This window comes from Gammaproteobacteria bacterium, assembly GCA_029884425.1.
Classification (GTDB): Bacteria; Pseudomonadota; Gammaproteobacteria; order S012-40; family S012-40; genus JAOUHV01.
Window position 1 is genome coordinate 1 of sequence record JAOUHV010000058.1, and the last position, 17,211, is coordinate 17,211.

The window sequence follows — 17,211 nt, forward strand, 5'->3', positions numbered from 1 at the left end:
ACCGCTGATCGGTGCGGTGGTTGCCGCCGCCGTGATTCTTGATCCGTCAAAGCCGATTTCCGGCTTGGCCGACTCGAAAAAGTTATCAGAAAAAAAACGCGATGCGCTGTATCCAGAAATTATCGACAAGGCATTGGCCTGGTCGTTGGGACGGGCAGAAGTCGAGGAAATTGATCAGCTCAATATTTTGCACGCCTCCATGCTGGCGATGCGTCGAGCGGTGTTGGGACTGAAAATACAGCCGCAGCATGTGATGGTCGATGGCAATCGTTGCCCGGATCTTCCTTACCCGATGACGGCAGTGGTGAAGGGGGACAGCAAAGTCGCAGCGATTGCGGCGGCGTCCATCATCGCCAAAGTGACGCGCGATCGAGAAATGCAGCAACTGGATGTTCAGTATCCGGGCTATGGCATTGCCGGTCACAAAGGTTATCCCACCCAGGAGCATTTGCAGGCGTTAACTCAGTTGGGCATTACGCCGCTGCATCGCCGCAGTTTTGGTCCGGTGAAAAGAATTCTGGCAGGAGAAATCGCGTGAGTGCGCAAAGCTGTTTATTTTGCTACGGCACCCTGCAACTGGGTGATGTTTTTCAGCGGGTTTGTGGTGAGAAGCGCTTGGCACAGACCGCATCGTTAGCTGATCACGCTGCCTATTACCTGCGTGACCAGACCTATCCCGGTATCCGCGCTGAAGCGGGGAAGCGTTTGCCCGGACGCCTGTATCAGGGAATTGATATACGCATGTGGCAGAAACTGGATGCCTTCGAGGGTGAGGAATACCAGCGCCAGTCGGTACAGGTCTTTGTGCCCGGTCGAGGCGGTTTTCTGGAAGCGCAGATTTACACGCTGAAATCAGGTTCACGCTCGCAGCTGACTCATCAGCCCTGGACGTTGCAGGCGTTTCGTTCCAGGCACCTCACGACGTTCCTCCAGGACAGTTTTTAAACACCTTTCGCGGATTCGTGGTGGGTCGCGTTTGAACCAATCCGCGCCCTCCAGTGGACGCGGTTATTTTGTAAGCTCAAAGTGCAGTCCGGCATTGAGCCAAACAGGCTGGGGCGGTATCCTAACCGACCCAGGCTATAGCCAATAGTATCCACATGCCCGAAAAATTCGTTCATTTACATCTACATACCGAATACTCCCTGGTGGACGGCATCGTCAGAATAAAGCCGTTGATGAAGGCCGTGGCGGAGAAAAACATGCCGGCGGTCGCATTGACCGACCAGTCCAACATGTTCGGCATGGTGAAATTCTATAAGGCAGCGATGGGCGCGGGCATCAAGCCCATCATTGGCGCTGAAGTCTGGATCAGTCGCGGTCAGGTGGACGATGCGCCCACCCGTCTGATCATGTTGTGCAAGGACAAAAAAGGCTATCTGAATTTATCCCGCCTGGTGTCGCGCTCGTATACCGAGGGGCAGCACCGGGGCATCGCCATTGTGCAGCGCGACTGGATGACGGGCATGACCGAGGGGTTGATCGCATTGTCTGGTGGTCACGAAGGGGATGTGGGGCGGGCGTTGCTGGCGGGCAATCAACAGGATGCGCAGCGACTGCTGGACGACTGGCGCACCCTGTTCAATGACGATTATTTCCTGCAACTGACCCGCACCGGCCGCGCCCACGAGGAAGACTACCTGCACGCGGCGGTTGATCTGGCCATGGAGCACAACGTGCCGGTGGTGGCGACCAATGGCGTGGTGTTTATCAAAGCGGAAGATTTTGAGGCCCACGAGGTGCGCGTCTGCATCAACGAAGGCCGGTCACTGGATGATCCACGCCGGGTCAAACGTTATTCCGAGCAACAGTTTTTACGCAGTCCCGAGGAGATGATCGAGCTGTTTGCCGACATCCCCGAGGCCATCACCAACACGGTGGAAATCGCCAAGCGCTGCAACATCGACGTGACCCTGGGTAAATACTTCCTGCCCGACTTCCCCGTGCCCGAGGGCATGACCATTGACGAATATTTTCGGGTCGCGTCCTGGAAAGGGCTGGAAGATCGTCTCAGTTTTCTGTTTGACCGCAATGCGCCGGACTTTGCCGACAAGCGCAAACCCTATGACGAGCGCCTGCAGATTGAACTCGATGTTATCTGCAACATGGGATTTCCCGGCTACTTTCTGATCGTTGCCGACTTTATCCAGTGGTCCAAGCGCAACGGCATCCCGGTGGGGCCGGGGCGTGGTTCCGGTGCCGGCTCGTTGGTAGCATATGCGCTGACCATTACCGATCTGGACCCGCTGGCCTACGATCTGCTGTTCGAGCGATTTTTGAATCCCGAACGTGTGTCCATGCCTGACTTTGACGTCGACTTCTGCATGGAAGGCCGCGATCGGGTCATCGACTACGTGGCACAGCATTATGGTCGCGACAAGGTGTCGCAGATCATCACCTACGGTTCCATGGCGGCCAAGGCGGTGGTGCGTGACGTGGGCCGTGCGTTGGGTCATCCCTATGGCATGGTTGACAAAATCGCCAAGCTGATTCCGTTTGAATTAGGCATCACCCTGAGCAAGGCGCTGGAGCAGGAGCCGCTGCTGCAGGAGCGCTACGACTCGGATGAAGACGTTAAAATTCTGATTGATCTGGCACTCAAGCTCGAAGGCATTACCCGTAACGCTGGCAAGCACGCCGGGGGCGTGGTGATCGCGCCCACCGAGCTGACCGACTTCGCGCCGCTGTACTGTGAAGAAGGTGGCGGCGGTCTGGTGACCCAGTTCGACAAGGACGACGTCGAGGGCGTCGGTCTGGTGAAGTTCGACTTCCTGGGTCTGCGCACCCTGACCATCATCGACTGGGCACTGAAAACCGTGAATGCCCGTCGTGAAAAGCAGGGGCAGGAACCGATCCGCATCGAAGCCATCCCTCTTAATGACAGCAAGACCTTTGATCTGCTCAAAGCCTGTCAGACCACGGCGGTATTCCAGCTCGAATCGCGCGGCATGAAGGATCTGATCAAACGTCTGCAGCCGGATAATTTCGAAGACATCGTCGCCCTGGTAGCGCTGTTCCGTCCCGGTCCGTTGGGCTCGGGCATGGTGGACGATTACATCAACGTCAAGCACAAGCGCAAGGCCGCCGAATATCCGCATCCCAAGCTCGAAGAAGTATTGGAGCCCACCTACGGGGTTATCCTCTACCAGGAGCAGGTAATGCAGATCGCGCAGATCCTGGCTGGTTATACTCTCGGCGGCGCTGACATGCTGCGTCGCGCCATGGGTAAGAAAAAACCGGAAGAAATGGCCAAGCAGCGGCAGATTTTCCTCGAGGGTGCGCTGAAAAACGGTGTGGAAGAAGCCAACGCCAATCAGATCTTCGATTTGATGGAATACTTCTCCGGCTACGGTTTTAACAAATCGCACTCGGCCGCTTACGCGCTGGTGTCGTATCAGACCGCCTGGCTGAAAGCCTACTATCCCGCAGAATTCATGGCAGCGGTAACCTCGTCGGACATGGACAACACCGACAAGGTGGTTAACTTCATCGAAGAATCCATGGCGATGAAATTGACCATCCTGCCGCCGGACATCAATTTGTCGCAGTACAAATTCACCGTGCCGGAAGATAAAACCATTCGCTATGGTCTGGGGGCTCTTAAAGGCGTAGGCGAAGCGGCGATTGAGGTCATCATCGCCGAGCGTGAAGCCAACGGCGCGTTCAAGGATTTGTTCGAATTCTGCCGTCGTGTGGATTTACGCAAGGTCAACAAGCGCACCCTGGAAACCCTGATTCGTGGCGGCGCGATGGACGGCATGGGACCGAATCGCGCCTCATTGATGGCGTCATTGCCCAAGGCTTTGCAACTGGCCGATCAGGCCGGGCGCTCCAGTGCCATGGGGCAGAATGACATGTTTGGTTTCGCCGCAGCGACCACCACTCAGGAGCAGGGAACATTTGATGTCGTCGATGAGTGGCGCTTGCGCGAAAGGCTGGATCACGAGCGTGAAGTGCTGGGATTTTATCTCAGCGGTCATCCGCTGGACGAATGCGAAGCTGAAATCCGCCGTTTGGCCAGCGTGCGCATCGGTAAACTGACTGCCGACAAAAAACGGCCGGTGACACTGGCAGGATTGGTGGTGGCGGTGCGCACCATGAAAAACAAGCGCGGCCAGACCATGGTGTTTGCCACGCTGGATGACAAAACCGGCCGAATCGAAGTGGGCGTGTTTCGCAATCCGGAAGAACTGCTGCCGCTGCTGGTAAAAGACACCATCGTGATCGTGAAAGGCGAGGCCAGTCATGACGAGTATTCCGGCGGGTTGCGCGTTGGCGTCAACGAAGTGATTCCCCTGGATCAGGCGCGCGAAAACGCGGTGCGCAAACTGGTCATTCGTCTGGAAGCACAGCAGGCGGGGAACGGTTTTGTCCAGCAATTGGCGCAAACCCTGGGGCCTTACCAGCAGGGACGGTGCCCGGTGTACATAGACTACATTCGCCCTGATGGACGTGGTAGATTGGCGTTATCTGATGGCTGGCGCGTTCGACCTGCTGAGGAATTGATCGAACAGTTGCGCAAACTGGCCGGGAAAGATTGCATAGAACTTGAGTACTAGTCGGCAATTCAAGGTATAATGCCGGCAACTCACCGTATTACCGCGAGAAGTTATGTTTCTGAACTATCTAGATTTTGAACAGCCCATCGCCGAATTGGAAGCGAAGATCGAAGAGCTGCGTCGTGTGGGTCATGACACGGAAATTAACATTTCCGACGAGATCGAGCGTCTGGAGTCAAAGTGCAAGAGTCTCACCAAGGAGATTTTTGCCAAATTGACGCCCTGGCAGATTTCCCAGTTGGCGCGTCATCCCAAGCGTCCGTACACGCTGGATTACATCAATCGTATTTTTACCGATTTTGAAGAATTGCACGGCGATCGCGCGTTTTCTGACGATGCGGCCATCGTGGGCGGTATTGCTCGTCTGAACGGTCGTCCAGTGATGGTGATAGGTCAGCAAAAAGGCCGTGATACCAAAGAGAAAGTTCGTCGTAATTTCGGCATGCCGCGTCCCGAAGGTTATCGCAAGGCGCTGCGTTTGATGCACATGGCCGAGCGTTTCAAAATGCCGATTGCCACGTTTATCGATACGCCCGGTGCCTATCCCGGTATCGATGCGGAAGAGCGCGGCCAGTCTGAGGCCATTGCGCGCAATCTGCTGGAAATGTCCAATTTGCGCACACCCATCGTCGTTACGGTGATTGGTGAAGGTGGTTCCGGTGGTGCCTTGGCGATTGGTGTGGGTGACCGCGTCAACATGCTGCAATACAGCACTTACTCGGTGATTTCGCCCGAAGGTTGTGCCTCCATTCTGTGGAAGAGTGCCGAGCGCGCCAGCGATGCTGCCGAGGCGTTGGGCATTACCTCTGATCGTTTGAAGTCACTGGGCCTGATCGATGAAATTATCGAGGAGCCACTGGGTTCTGCGCACCGCAATGTCGATCAGATCGCGTTGAAGGTGAAAGAAACCCTGGTGAAAAGTTTTGACCAGTTGCGTAGTTTGCCTACCGAAACCTTACTGGAGCGACGCTACCAGCGGCTGATGAAGCATGGCACGTTCAAAACTGTTTGATCACGATGTTCAGCCGGTCTTGTACCGGCTGAATTGTTTTTAAGTCATGTCATTTTTATCGCCTTCCTCATTTCATTTGATTCTGCAAAACCTGCTCGCCGGGCGTGATCAGGCCGAGCCGGTGAGCGGCTATTTGTTGGCGCTCAGTGGTGGTCTGGATTCTGTGGTGTTGCTGGACTTGCTTGCCGGAACACCGTTGGATGCGCCGCTGCGGGCCATTTACATCGATCATGGCTTGCAGGCCGACAGTGCCCGTTGGGGTGAGTTTTGTCTGCAGCAGTGTCAGCAGCGACATATTTCCTGCGAGGTGGTGCCGGTTCAGGTGCGGCAGGAGGCCGGCCATGGCCCTGAGGACAGTGCCCGTCGCGCCCGTTATGCCGCCTTGGCGCAGCGGATGTTGCCGGGCGAGGTGCTGCTGACCGCGCAACACCAAGACGATCAGGCTGAAACTTTGTTGTTACAGCTGCTGCGTGGCGGCGGTCCGCGTGGTCTGGCGGCCATGCCGGCAATCAATGCGTTTGGCCCTGGCTGGCAATTGCGGCCGCTGCTGGATTTCAGTCGTGCGCAATTGCAGCACTACGCCGCCGATCATTCGCTGGCATGGGTGGAAGATCCAAGTAATGCGGACAGCCGGTATGACCGCAATTTTTTGCGTCAGCAGGTGATTCCTTTGCTCAAACAGCGCTGGCCATCCATGGCGGCGACGCTGTCGCGGTCGGCACGGCTATGTGCCGAAGCGGCGGATTTGCTGGCGTGGCAGGCGCAAGTTGACTTGGTCGGCGTGCGTCAGGGCGAGACCTTGTCCGTTGCCGCGTTGGTGTCCTTGCCGGAACCTCGTCGCAAGCAGGTGCTGCTGGAGTGGATCGGCCAAAGCCGTTGTCCGCTGCCTTCTGAGCGTCAGTTGCAGCACATTTTGCACGACTTGCTGACTTCCGCCGAAGATGCTGAACCCTGCGTGCGCTGGGGCGGGGTGCAGATGCGTCGTTTCCAGGGGCAGTTGTATCTGCTGCCGCAGGAAAATGAACCGCTGCAGATCAAAGTCTGGGATCTGACCCAGCCATTGACCTGGGGCGGGCGACAGTTGGTCAGCAAAAAAATGCCGGGGCGGGGTTTGTCGCTGGCCAAGCTGCAAGGCGCGATCAGTGTGCGGCCGCGTCAGGGCGGCGAGAGCCTGCGCCTGCCCGGTCGCGATCATCACCACAGTCTAAAAAAACTGCTGCAGGCGGCAGGTTTGCCGCCCTGGGAGCGCCAGCAACTGGCGCTGCTGTTTGTCGATGAGCAGTTGGCAGCAGTGGTCGGGCACTGGATCAGCGCCGATTTTGCTGCCGATCACAATGAAGCCGGTTTGATTGTCGAGCTGGCTTCACTGAGCTGATTCTCGTTGGTGCAACAGCGACTTCGCTCACTATTGCGGGTTTTTCATTGAGCCAAAAGTCCGTTTTTGCTAAACTGTGGCACCGTCCGTTTAACCCTTCCAAACCAAAAGAAGCCGTGCATGACTAAGTACGTATTTGTCACCGGGGGTGTTGTTTCTGCTCTCGGTAAAGGGATCGCATCAGCCTCGTTGGGCGCCATTCTTGAGGCCCGCGGTCTGAAAGTCACCCTGATTAAGCTCGATCCCTACATCAACGTCGATCCCGGCACCATGAGCCCGTTTCAGCACGGTGAAGTGTATGTGACCCATGACGGCGCTGAGACCGACCTGGATCTAGGTCATTACGAGCGTTTTGTGCGTACCACGACTGGTCGCATGAACAATTTCACTGCTGGTCGTATCTATGAGCACGTGATTCGCAAAGAGCGTCGCGGCGACTATCTGGGCGCGACTGTCCAGGTTATTCCGCACATCACCGATGAAATCAAGCGCAGCATTATTGCTGGCGCGGCCGGCGCGGACGTGGCGCTGGTGGAAGTAGGCGGTACGGTCGGTGACATCGAGTCATTGCCGTTCCTGGAAACCATTCGCCAGCTGGGCGTGGAAATGGGTCGCAGCAATGCGATGTACATCCACTTGACCCTGTTGCCCTATGTGGCTACCGCCGGTGAAGTGAAAACCAAACCGACCCAGCATTCGGTCAAGGAATTGCGTAGCATCGGCATTCAGCCAGACGTGCTGGTTTGCCGTTCGGAAATGCCGATTGCCGATTCCGAGCGTCGTAAAATCGCGCTGTTCACCAACGTTGAAGAGCGTTCGGTGATTTCTGCCTACGACGTGGATAACATCTACAAAATTCCACGCGTGCTGCATGAACAGCATCTGGACCAGATCGTGGTGGACCATTTCCGCATTGATCCGCCCAAGGCGAATTTGTCCGAGTGGGATCACGTGGTCAACACCATGAGCAACCCCGAACAAAACGTCACCATCGCCATGGTGGGCAAGTACGTCGGTCTGGAAGACGCCTACAAGTCCATCGCTGAGGCGTTGACCCACGGCGGTATTCACACCCGCACCAAGGTCAAAATCATCTACATTGATTCCGAAGACATCGAAACCGATGGCACCGACTGCCTGAAAGACGTGGATGCCATTCTGGTGCCCGGCGGCTTTGGCGAACGCGGCGTCGAAGGCAAGATTCGCACGGTGCAATACGCCCGTGAAAACAACATTCCTTACCTGGGCATTTGTCTGGGGATGCAGATGGCCGTGGTTGAGTTCGCCCGCAACGTGGTCGGTCTGAAAGACGCGCACAGCAGTGAATTTGCCCCACGCTCCACCAATCAGGTGATTGGTCTGATCACTGAGTGGACCACCGCCGAAGGTGGTGTGGAGCGTCGCGGCCAGGATTCTGATCTGGGTGGCACCATGCGTTTGGGGGCACAGCAATGCCGTTTGCTGCCTGACACCAAGGTGCGTGACCTGTATGCCCGCGAAGTGGTGGAAGAACGTCACCGCCACCGTTATGAATTCAATAACAATTACCGTCAGTCGCTGGAAGGCGCGGGCATGAAAGTGTCCGGCGTGTCGATGGATGGTAAATTGGTGGAGGTGGTGGAAATTTCTTCACATCCCTGGTTTGTGGCCTGTCAGTTCCACCCGGAATTCACTTCCAATCCGCGTGACGGTCATCCGTTGTTCAAGGGGTTTGTGGCAGCAGCCCGCGCCCATAAGGAAGGAAATTAATGAAAATTTGTGGTTTCGAGGCTGGCCTGGACCAGCCTCTGTTCCTGCTGGCCGGTCCCTGCGTGATCGAGTCCGAGCAGTTGGCCATCGATACTGCCGGCGCCCTCAAGGAGATGACTTCCAAACTGGGTATGCCGTTTGTCTACAAATCCTCGTTCGACAAGGCCAACCGCTCGTCGCACAACACGCCACGCGGCCCTGGTCTGGAGGAAGGTCTGCGTATTTTGCAGGCGGTGAAGGATCAGATCGGCGTGCCGGTGATTACCGACGTGCACGAAGACACGCCGTTGGACGAAGTTGCGGCGGTTGTCGACATTTTACAGACCCCGGCGTTCTTGTGTCGCCAGACCAATTTCATTCAGAACGTGGCGCGTCAGGGCAAACCGGTCAATATTAAAAAAGGTCAGTTCATGGCCCCTTGGGACATGAAAAACGTGGTGGAAAAAGCCCGTGCCGTGGGTAATTCGCAGATCATGGTGTGCGAACGCGGTGCTTCGTTTGGCTACAACACCCTGATTTCCGACATGCGCGGCCTGGCGGTGATGCGCGAAACCCGTTGCCCGGTGGTGTTCGATGCGACCCATTCGGTGCAGCAGCCCGGTGGGCAGGGCAGTCGCTCAGGTGGTCAACGTGAATTCGTGCCAGTACTGGCGCGCGCGGCAGTGGCTGCGGGTATTTCTGGACTGTTCATGGAGACTCATCCCGATCCGGAAAAGGCTCACAGCGATGGTCCCAACGCCTGGCCGCTGCATCTGATGGCTGATTTGTTGGAAATGTTGCAACTACTGGATAAACAGGTGAAATCCAGGCCTTTTCCTGAAGCCCAATTTCTTGGATAATGCGCCCTGCTTAAAAGGGTATAAATGAATCACAGGCCTGGTTGCCCGGAATGCGGAAGCAGCAGTCCGGCAGAACTGACAGAATGCAGGCCTTGGCAAACAAGTTGGAGTAATAATGGCTAAGATTGTTGATATTCGTGCTCGTGAGATTATCGATTCCCGTGGTAATCCCACTGTTGAGGCCGACGTCATTCTGGATACCGGCACCATGGGTCGTGCTGCGGTTCCATCCGGTGCTTCTACCGGTTCACGCGAAGCAGTTGAGCTGCGTGATGAAGACCCCAAGCGTTACGGCGGTAAAGGCGTACGCAAGGCCGTGGCCAATGTAAATGGCCCGATCAAAAATGCCTTGGTTGGCAAAGACGTGACTGCTCAGTCACTGATCGACAAGACTATGATCGAACTGGACGGTACCCACAACAAGGGTCGTCTGGGCGCTAACGCGATTCTGGCTGTTTCCCTGGCGACTGCACATGCGGCTGCCAAAGAAGCGGGCATGGCGTTGTACCAATACCTGGGTGAACATACTGAAGCGTTGCTGCCCGTACCGATGATGAACATCATCAACGGTGGTTGCCACGCTGACAACAACATCGACGTGCAGGAATTCATGATTCTGCCTATCGGTGCGCCGACGTTCAGCGAAGCACTGCGTTACGGCGCAGAAATTTTCCACTCGCTGAAAAAAGTACTGCACAAGCGCGGTCTGAACACGGCGGTGGGTGATGAAGGCGGTTTCGCCCCTGACCTGAAATCCAACGAAGAAGCCATCACGGTAATCCTGGAGTCCATCGAAAAGGCTGGCTACAAGGCTGGCGTAGACGTGGTACTGGGTGTGGACGTTGCCTCTTCTGAATTCTACAAAAACGGTAAGTACGAACTGGCCTCTGAAGGCAAGTCGCTGACCAGCGCTGAGTTCGTTGACTACCTGGCCAACTGGGTCGACAAGTACCCCATCGTGTCCATCGAAGACGGCATGGCCGAAGACGATTGGGCTGGCTGGAAACTGCTGACCGAGCGCATGGCTGGCAAAGTACAGTTGGTCGGTGACGATCTGTTCGTAACCAATCCTGCGATCCTGAAGGAAGGCATTGATAAATCCATTGCCAACTCCATCCTGATCAAAGTGAACCAGATCGGCACCCTGAGCGAGACGCTGGAAGCCATCGCTATGGCCAAGAAGGCGAACTATACTGCGGTTATGTCTCACCGTTCCGGTGAAACTGAAGACACCACTATCGCTGACCTGGCAGTAGCCACAGCGACAGGCCAGATCAAGACGGGCTCCATGTCACGTTCTGACCGTCTGGCCAAGTACAACCAGTTGCTGCGCATTGAAGAAGCACTGGGTGAAGACGCCAAGTATGCGGGCAAGTCTGCGTTCTACAACTTGAAATAAAAGTTGGCTGTCTGAACAGACAAAACGGCGGGTATCCCGCCGTTTTTTTTCGCCACCGAAAAATGCAAAAACGCTATACTGTCGCCATGAAAATACTGATTGCTGTGTTCGTTGTACTGCTGTTGATGTTGCAGGCCTCGTTGTGGTTGGGAGGTGGCAGCGTGCCTTCGCTTTGGCAACTTAATCAAGCCGTCGAACAACAAAGCCAAGAAAACGAAGTGCTGGCCGAGCGCAATCGCGCACTGGCGGCGGAAGTCGATGACCTCAAAGAAGGCAAGGCGGCAATAGAAGAGCGTGCCCGCGCCGAGCTGGGCATGATTCATCAAGGTGAAACGTTCTATCAGGTGATCGAAGAATGAGTCACTACTGGGCAGTGGTTCCCGCCGCCGGCGTGGGCAGCCGTATGCGCGCCGACCGGCCAAAACAGTATCTCGAATTATCCGGCAAAACCATTTTGCAGCACACTCTGGAACGCTTGGCCACTCATCCTCAAATCAAGGGCGTGGTGGTTGCCGTGTCTGCCGGTGACGCCTATTGGCCAACGCTGAAACTGGATACTCGCTTGCCGATTTTTGTTGCCGATGGTGGTGATGAGCGTTGCCATTCGGTGCTCAAAGGTTTGAAAAAACTGGCTACGCAGGCAAAGGCGACAGACTGGGTGTTGGTGCATGACGCAGCCCGTCCCTGTTTGCAGCATCAAGACATCGACAAACTGATCTCCGAATTGAACAACACCGACGGCGGGTTGCTCGGTCTGCCAGTGGCTGACACCATCAAATTCTGCGATAAAAAAAATAAAGTGCAACGCACGGTTGATCGCAGCGGTTTGTGGCGCGCGTTAACCCCGCAGATGTTTCGGCTGGGACAATTGCTCGACGCATTGCAACAGGCGATAGACGACAACGCCCTGGTCACGGATGAAGCGTCGGCCATGGAGCGAATTGGCATCCAGCCGGTTATGGTCGAAGGTCAGGCTGACAATATCAAAATCACCCACCCGCAAGATTTGCGTTGGGCGGAAATGTATCTGAACAATCAACGAGGTGTTTGATGCGCATTGGTCACGGCTATGATGTTCATGCGTTGGTGGAAAATCGCAAACTGATTATCGGTGGTGTCGATGTGCCGCACACCCTGGGATTGGCAGGTCACTCTGATGCCGACGTGTTGCTGCACGCGATTTGCGATGCGCTGTTAGGTGCAGCGGCGATGGGTGATATCGGCAAGCATTTTCCTGATACCTCGGCAGATTTTAAAGACATCGACAGCCGCATTTTACTGCGTCATGTGCAAGGTTTGCTGGAGCAAAAGGGCTACGTGGTCGGCAATGTTGACGCCACGGTGGTTGCGCAAAAACCCAAACTTGCGCCGCACATTCCGCAAATGGTCAGCAACATTGCCGCGGATTTGAAAGTGGCCAACGATCAGATCAACGTCAAAGCGACCACCACGGAAAAACTGGGTTTTGAAGGCGAACAAAAAGGAATCTCTGCGCACGCTGTGGTGCTGCTTTGCGCCCGATAGGGGGCTTATGGTATCGCATGGGCATGCACCAGTTGCTGAAAACGCGCGGATAAATCGCTGAACACTGGCCCGGGACACTGCGCCAATGGTCGCCCATCAATTTCACGCACTGGAATTAATTCCGCACCGGTGCCGGTGAGAAAACATTCATCCGCAGTGTACAAATCATAGGGGCCCAAGGGCGTTTCCGCATGGGTTATTCCGGCGGCAGCGGCCAGTTGCAAAATCGCGTCGCGGGTAATGCCCTGCAGCGCGCCTTCGGTGACCGGTGGTGTCAGTAGCTGACCGGATTTCGCGATAAAAATATTATCTGCCGTGCCTTCGGCAACACGGCCAACATTATTCAGCAAAATCGCCTCGTCTGCCTGGGCATGGTTGGCCTCCATCCGCGCCAGAATGTGATTCAGATAATTCAAACTCTTGATGCGGGGATCCAGACCATCAGCGGCCAGTCGGCGCGTGCTGGCGATGATCAGGCGCGCGCCTTGGCGACGGATGCTGTCGCTGATCATGCTCAGTTGGTCGGCAATGATGAATACGGTGGGTTGCCGGCATGGGCGTGGATCAATGCCAAGCGGGCCTTCGCCACGGGTGATCACCAGTCGCAGATAGCCGTTGTCGCCGGCAAAGGCGGCAACCGTGTCATGCAGTGCCCGGCTCAGTTCCTCCGCCGATAGCGGCATGGGCAGGGCAATGGCACGGGCGGAATATTCCAGCCGTTGCAGGTGCTCCTGCAGGCGGAAGATTTTGCCCGAGTAGAATCGCAGTCCTTCAAAAACGCCATCGCCGTACAGCAGACCATGATCAAACACCGACACCTGTGCCTGGTCAGCGGGGACGATGTGGCCATTGATCCAGCAAACTGCCTGAGTATTCATAGAGATAGTTCCTTGTGGATTAATGTCAATACTATTGACCTATTAAATCCTGGCTTGTTTTGTATAATACGTCAATATAGATGACCTAAATCGAGTGGCCATGTCCCAAGAACAAGCACTGAATCAGGCGCTGGAAGCGATTCACTTTGGTTTTCGCGCCATCATCGCCAAGCCCGATGCCATCCTGGCGCAAATGGGGTTGGCTCGGACTCATCATCGGATACTGTATTTTGTGGGGCGGAATGCCGGCCTCAGCGTCAATGATCTGCTGCGCATCCTGGCGGTGAGCAAGCAGTACCTCAACCGGCCGTTGAAAGAACTGGTGGAACGCGGACTGATTGCCACCGAGACCGACCCGCAGGACAGGCGCGTCAAGCGGTTACAGTTGACAGCGCAAGGTGAGGCACTGGAGCGGCAGTTGACGGGCGAACAGCGACGTCGTTTGGCGCAGGTGTTTGCCGAAAGCAGTCAGGCAGACGTGGATGCCTGGCAACGGGTAATGCAACTCGTTGCTGATGCCCGATTTGATTGATGAGGATGAGGGCTTGCTGGCGATGTCTGGCAGGCTGACCCGATCGCGAGTGTTACTCAGTTCCACTCGCGGCGAAAGTGATTACGTGATCGGTATCCAGGCGAATGCCGATGGGCTTGCCGATGCAGTGGTTGTGATGGCTGGGTACCAGTGACAAAATTTCACGGCCACTGGGCAGGGTCAGCGTGTATAAAATCATCGCGCCTCGGAATGCCTTGGTTGCCACAATGGCTTGTAGCGAGCTGTGGTCGTCGTGGACCACATCATCCGGGCGCAGCAGCACTTCCACATCGCAGCCGAGTTGGCAATTCTGATCAAACTCACCTTCGATGGTGCCCAGTTCAACCGATACTTTGCTGTCACCGACAACCTTGCCTGGCAAAAATGCGCCCTCGCCAATGAAGTCAGCAACGAATCGATTGGCTGGTCGATGATAGAGATTATAGGCCGAGTCCCATTGCTGCAGTTTGCCATCGGCCATGACGCCGATGATGTCGGCAATCATGAACGCTTCTTCCTGATCGTGGGTGACCATGATGGCGGTGGTGTTTTCCTGTTTGAGGATGGCGCGCACATCCATGCACAAGCGTTCGCGCAGGCTGATATCCAGATTGGAAAACGGTTCGTCCAGTAACAGCAGTTTGGGGCGAGGTGCCAGGGCGCGTGCCAACGCAATACGCTGTTGTTGTCCGCCGGATAATTCGTGCGGATAAAGTTTGGCGGACGATTCCAGACCGACCAGTTCCAGCATTTCGGCAATGCGTTTTTGCTGCTCGGCCTTGCTTTGTTTGTGCAGACCAAAGGCAATATTTTGCGCAGCGGTCAGGTGCGGGAACAGCGCATAATCCTGGAACACCATGCCGATGTGCCGGTTTTGCGCAGGCATGTGGATGTCGTGGCTGGCGATGACCTGGTTGCCCAGGGTGATGCTGCCATGGTGCAGTTGTTCAAACCCGGCGATGCAGCGCAGTGCGGTGGTTTTGCCGCAACCAGAAGGGCCCAGCAAGCAGCCGATGTCGCCGCTGCGCAAGGCAAAGCTCATCTGCTGCACGATTTGTCGGTCACCAAAGCGCTGCGAAATACGGTCGAGTGTCAGTAAAAAATCAGTGTTGGGCATGGCGATTCATCAACAGAATTGGGATTAAGCCGGCAAGCACAATGGCGACAGAGGGCAGCGCCGCACGCTCCCATTCGCCTTCGGAAGTCATTTCAAATACGCGTATGGCCAGGGTGTCCCAACCAAACGGTCGGGTCATCAGGGTGATGGGCATTTCTTTCATCACGTCGACAAACACCAGTGCCATGGCGGTGAACAGCCCGCCGCGCAAAATCGGCACATGCACGCGTCGCACAATTTGCAGATTGCTGATGCCCAGCGATTGCGCGGACTCATCAATGGAGCGGGTAATGCGTTGCAGATTGCCGTCGATGGGGCTGAACCCCACCGCCATGAAACGCACGCACAGGGCGATAAGCATGGTGAACAGTGTGCCTTGCAGAATCAGTCCGACGTCGAAACCAAAATAGTTGAGCGCGGCTTTGAGCTGGTTATCAAACCAGGCAATGGGAATAAATGCGCCGACCGCCAGTACCGGACCGGGCAGGGCGTAGCCGAGCGTGGCGATGCGCACCATGGCGCGAGTCAGCCAGTCCTGATGATAGCGATTAGCCAGCGCGAGAATCATGGCAGCGCCAGCCACCAGCACGGCGGCCATGCCTGACAGCATCAACGAGTGCCAGAGAAATTCGAAATAGCGAGTGTCCAGATCCTGGGAAACGACCGTTTTGGCCCACAGCAGCAATTGTGTCATCGGGATGATGAAGGCGAGCAGCAACACGCTGCCGGCAAAAATGGTTGCTGCCCAGGCTTTGCCTCCGCGCAGCTGAAGGCGCGGTTGTTCGCCGGAGGTTTTGCCGATGGCGGTGTAGCGCATACGCGCACGGGCCTGTTGCTCGAGCAGCACAATGACGAACACCAGCAGGATTAGCAGCGAAGCCAGTTGTGAGGCGGCTGGCAACGAAAACATCGAAAACCAGGCCTTGTAAATACCGGTAGTGAAGGTGTTGTAGTTAAACACCGAGACAGTGCCAAAATCCGCCAGGGTCTCCATGATGACCAGCATCACCCCACCGATAATCCACGGCCGCGCCATGGGCAGTGCCACTTTGAAAAAACCGGCACGTACGCTGTAGCCCAGCGATTGTGCCGCTTCGAGCGCACGTTTGCCCTGGGTGGCAAACGCGTTGCGGGCAATCAGGTACACATAGGGATAAAACGCCAGCACCATTACCAGAATGGCGCCACCACGGGAGCGGATATTTGGTGGTTGCCAGGCGATGCCGGCGTCACGCAACCAGGTTTGCAGCGGCCCGGTAAAATCGAGTAGGCCGACCAAAACAAAGGCGGTGACATAGGCGGGCACGGCCAGAGGCAGCATCAAGGCCCAGGAAAAAATCTTGCGTCCTGGAAAATCGCACACCGCCGTGAGCCAAGCCAAGGACACGCCAATGACCAGCGTGCCGGTCGCGGTGCCCAGCACCAGCCAGAACGTGTTGTTGACCAGTTCCCACAACAGATGTTCGCGCAGGTGATTCCAGGTGTCGGGGTCGGGCGAGAGCAGCGACCACAAAATCACTGCGACCGGCATGAGTACCGCCAGTGAAATCAACATGGCGGCACTGCGCCAACCGCGGCGGGTGACCGATCGCGTCATCTGGGTTGCGAGGCTCACGCGGCGGGTTCCTGTCTGGGAGTGGCTGGGTTACGGCGGTGTGTGATCATGTACTGCACAAATAAAAATGATTCTCATTATTATGAAAAACTGGTTTGCAATCAAGCGATGCCGACCAGTTTTTCGCTAGGCTGGGATATTTAGGGGATGGTTACACATGACTAATGGCTCTGAATGTCTATCTCAATAATGAGTCATGAATATCTAAAACGGATACATCCCCTGGACGGTGACGAAATATCCCTCTCCCATGTCTTGTTTAATGGTCTCGCGATAAAGTGTTCGGCCACCAAAGGTATGGCCGGCGCTGACTTTTACCACAGATATGTCCACTGCGGCGAACAGTGCGTAGTAGTGTACTTCGATTGATTCAGTTTCGGCTTTATTTCCCAGTTTGAATGCGCCGAAGTTGTCATTTTTTATGCCGACGGATATACCTGCAAAGTCGCCAAATTCATCCTGATCGGTGTAGGGGCGGTATGCCAGTGCCAGTTCGAAAATGATGTCACGCGCATCGCGAAATTGATTCATCCGAAAATCTCCGGTAAGGCGCACATGGCTTTTGGGAGCTATGGTGAAACTAAGGTCTGGTGAGGTTAAAAATTCAAATTT

The 17,211-nt window shown here is 55.7% G+C and carries 16 protein-coding genes; 12 read left to right on the plus strand and 4 right to left on the minus strand.

Going from position 1 to position 17,211, the window contains the following annotated elements; all coding sequences use genetic code 11:
* The 11 genes from rnhB to ispF form a co-directional block, all read left to right on the plus strand.
* On the plus strand, positions 1-538 hold a 538-nt coding region (rnhB, locus tag OEW58_12480), incomplete at its 5' end, for a ribonuclease HII (GenBank protein MDH5302166.1).
* On the plus strand, positions 535-945 hold the full coding sequence (locus tag OEW58_12485; GenBank protein MDH5302167.1) for a gamma-glutamylcyclotransferase: 411 nt from the start codon (positions 535-537) through the stop codon (positions 943-945). The genes rnhB and OEW58_12485, both read left to right, overlap by 4 nt.
* A 155-nt stretch (positions 946-1,100) precedes the next feature.
* Positions 1,101-4,559, plus strand: a complete 3,459-nt coding sequence (gene dnaE / locus OEW58_12490; GenBank protein ID MDH5302168.1) for a DNA polymerase III subunit alpha — start codon at positions 1,101-1,103, stop codon at positions 4,557-4,559.
* Positions 4,560-4,611: 52 nt separating this feature from the next.
* A complete protein-coding gene (gene accA / locus OEW58_12495) occupies positions 4,612-5,571 on the plus strand; it encodes an acetyl-CoA carboxylase carboxyl transferase subunit alpha (protein MDH5302169.1) in 960 nt (319 codons plus the stop codon).
* A gap of 46 nt (positions 5,572-5,617) precedes the next feature.
* Positions 5,618-6,946, plus strand: coding sequence for a tRNA lysidine(34) synthetase TilS (gene tilS, locus OEW58_12500; protein MDH5302170.1), 1,329 nt, complete (start codon positions 5,618-5,620; stop codon positions 6,944-6,946).
* A 120-nt stretch (positions 6,947-7,066) separates the two neighbouring features.
* Positions 7,067-8,695 carry a CTP synthase gene (locus OEW58_12505; GenBank protein ID MDH5302171.1) on the plus strand — a complete coding sequence of 543 codons (1,629 nt, stop codon included), beginning with the start codon at positions 7,067-7,069 and terminating at the stop codon, positions 8,693-8,695.
* On the plus strand, positions 8,695-9,534 hold the full coding sequence (kdsA, locus tag OEW58_12510) for a 3-deoxy-8-phosphooctulonate synthase (protein MDH5302172.1): 840 nt from the start codon (positions 8,695-8,697) through the stop codon (positions 9,532-9,534). The genes OEW58_12505 and kdsA overlap by 1 nt, the downstream gene beginning before the upstream one ends.
* A 115-nt stretch (positions 9,535-9,649) precedes the next feature.
* Positions 9,650-10,933 carry a phosphopyruvate hydratase gene (eno, locus tag OEW58_12515; GenBank protein MDH5302173.1) on the plus strand — a complete coding sequence of 428 codons (1,284 nt, stop codon included), beginning with the start codon at positions 9,650-9,652 and terminating at the stop codon, positions 10,931-10,933.
* Positions 10,934-11,019: 86 nt separating this feature from the next.
* Positions 11,020-11,292, plus strand: a complete 273-nt coding sequence (gene ftsB / locus OEW58_12520; protein ID MDH5302174.1) for a cell division protein FtsB — start codon at positions 11,020-11,022, stop codon at positions 11,290-11,292.
* A complete protein-coding gene (gene ispD / locus OEW58_12525) occupies positions 11,289-11,984 on the plus strand; it encodes a 2-C-methyl-D-erythritol 4-phosphate cytidylyltransferase (protein ID MDH5302175.1) in 696 nt (231 codons plus the stop codon). Before ftsB ends, ispD begins: the two co-directional genes overlap by 4 nt.
* Positions 11,984-12,457 carry a 2-C-methyl-D-erythritol 2,4-cyclodiphosphate synthase gene (gene ispF / locus OEW58_12530; protein ID MDH5302176.1) on the plus strand — a complete coding sequence of 158 codons (474 nt, stop codon included), beginning with the start codon at positions 11,984-11,986 and terminating at the stop codon, positions 12,455-12,457. The genes ispD and ispF overlap by 1 nt, the downstream gene beginning before the upstream one ends.
* A gap of 5 nt (positions 12,458-12,462) precedes the next feature.
* On the opposite strand, the gene ilvE is transcribed toward ispF, so the two are convergent.
* The gene (gene ilvE, locus OEW58_12535; protein MDH5302177.1) at positions 12,463-13,335 is read right to left on the minus strand and encodes a branched-chain-amino-acid transaminase; all 873 of its coding nucleotides are present in this window, start codon (positions 13,333-13,335) and stop codon (positions 12,463-12,465) included.
* A 100-nt stretch (positions 13,336-13,435) separates the two neighbouring features.
* Between ilvE and OEW58_12540 the strand changes: the two genes are divergently transcribed.
* Positions 13,436-13,867 (plus strand): MarR family transcriptional regulator, encoded by a 432-nt coding sequence (locus tag OEW58_12540; GenBank protein MDH5302178.1) that lies wholly within the window; start codon positions 13,436-13,438, stop codon positions 13,865-13,867.
* 52 nt (positions 13,868-13,919) lie between these two features.
* Here OEW58_12540 and OEW58_12545 read toward each other — a convergent pair whose 3' ends face one another.
* From OEW58_12545 to OEW58_12555, 3 genes are all read right to left on the minus strand, one after another.
* Positions 13,920-14,984: an ABC transporter ATP-binding protein gene (locus tag OEW58_12545; GenBank protein ID MDH5302179.1), complete on the minus strand. Its 1,065-nt coding sequence runs from the start codon at positions 14,982-14,984 to the stop codon at positions 13,920-13,922.
* Positions 14,971-16,581, minus strand: a complete 1,611-nt coding sequence (locus OEW58_12550) for an iron ABC transporter permease (protein MDH5302180.1) — start codon at positions 16,579-16,581, stop codon at positions 14,971-14,973. Before OEW58_12550 ends, OEW58_12545 begins: the two co-directional genes overlap by 14 nt.
* A gap of 222 nt (positions 16,582-16,803) precedes the next feature.
* On the minus strand, positions 16,804-17,211 hold a 408-nt coding region (locus OEW58_12555; protein ID MDH5302181.1), incomplete at its 5' end, for a hypothetical protein.

What these genes read in the sequence shown, in the direction of transcription:
- dnaE (MDH5302168.1), top strand. Translation starts at nt 1,101, where the DNA reads ATGCCCGAAAAATTCGTTCATTTACATCTACATACCGAATACTCCCTG.
- accA (MDH5302169.1), top strand. Translation starts at nt 4,612, where the DNA reads ATGTTTCTGAACTATCTAGATTTTGAACAGCCCATCGCCGAATTGGAA.
- tilS (MDH5302170.1), top strand. Translation starts at nt 5,618, where the DNA reads ATGTCATTTTTATCGCCTTCCTCATTTCATTTGATTCTGCAAAACCTG.
- OEW58_12505 (MDH5302171.1), top strand. Translation starts at nt 7,067, where the DNA reads ATGACTAAGTACGTATTTGTCACCGGGGGTGTTGTTTCTGCTCTCGGT.
- kdsA (MDH5302172.1), top strand. Translation starts at nt 8,695, where the DNA reads ATGAAAATTTGTGGTTTCGAGGCTGGCCTGGACCAGCCTCTGTTCCTG.
- eno (MDH5302173.1), top strand. Translation starts at nt 9,650, where the DNA reads ATGGCTAAGATTGTTGATATTCGTGCTCGTGAGATTATCGATTCCCGT.
- ftsB (MDH5302174.1), top strand. Translation starts at nt 11,020, where the DNA reads ATGAAAATACTGATTGCTGTGTTCGTTGTACTGCTGTTGATGTTGCAG.
- ispD (MDH5302175.1), top strand. Translation starts at nt 11,289, where the DNA reads ATGAGTCACTACTGGGCAGTGGTTCCCGCCGCCGGCGTGGGCAGCCGT.
- ispF (MDH5302176.1), top strand. Translation starts at nt 11,984, where the DNA reads ATGCGCATTGGTCACGGCTATGATGTTCATGCGTTGGTGGAAAATCGC.
- ilvE (MDH5302177.1), bottom strand. Translation starts at nt 13,335, where the DNA reads ATGAATACTCAGGCAGTTTGCTGGATCAATGGCCACATCGTCCCCGCT.
- OEW58_12540 (MDH5302178.1), top strand. Translation starts at nt 13,436, where the DNA reads ATGTCCCAAGAACAAGCACTGAATCAGGCGCTGGAAGCGATTCACTTT.
- OEW58_12545 (MDH5302179.1), bottom strand. Translation starts at nt 14,984, where the DNA reads ATGCCCAACACTGATTTTTTACTGACACTCGACCGTATTTCGCAGCGC.
- OEW58_12550 (MDH5302180.1), bottom strand. Translation starts at nt 16,581, where the DNA reads ATGACGCGATCGGTCACCCGCCGCGGTTGGCGCAGTGCCGCCATGTTG.